The sequence below is a fragment of the Klebsiella sp. HN106 genome, assembly GCF_051209435.1.
GTDB lineage: Bacteria > Pseudomonadota > Gammaproteobacteria > Enterobacterales > Enterobacteriaceae > Klebsiella > Klebsiella oxytoca.
In genome coordinates this window covers 1-506 of the sequence record NZ_JBLURD010000098.1, presented here as the reverse complement: position 1 = coordinate 506, position 506 = coordinate 1, and the positions used below count along the sequence as shown (strand labels likewise).

General features: G+C 45.7%; 1 pseudogene. It reads right to left on the bottom strand.

Annotated features, from left to right (window positions below):
* Positions 1-506 (bottom strand): annotated as a pseudogene (locus ACSIPU_RS30525) (IS4-like element ISVsa5 family transposase); the annotation flags it as partial.

Below are 506 nucleotides of genomic sequence, written 5' to 3'. Positions count from 1 at the left end.
AGTCTTCCCTTGTTATTGTGTAGCCAGAATGCCGCAAAACTTCCATGCCTAAGCGAACTGTTGAGAGTACGTTTCGATTTCTGACTGTGTTAGCCTGGAAGTGCTTGTCCCAACCTTGTTTCTGAGCATGAACGCCCGCAAGCCAACATGTTAGTTGAAGCATCAGGGCGATTAGCAGCATGATATCAAAACGCTCTGAGCTGCTCGTTCGGCTATGGCGTAGGCCTAGTCCGTAGGCAGGACTTTTCAAGTCTCGGAAGGTTTCTTCAATCTGCATTCGCTTCGAATAGATATTAACAAGTTGTTTGGGTGTTCGAATTTCAACAGGTAAGTTAGTTGCTAGAATCCATGGCTCCTTTGCCGACGCTGAGTAGATTTTAGGTGACGGGTGGTGACAATGAGTCCGTGTCGAGCGCTGATTTTTTCGGCCTTTAGAGCGAGATTTATACAATAGAATTTGGCATGAGATTGGATTGCTTTTAGTCAGCCTCTTATAGCCTAAAGTC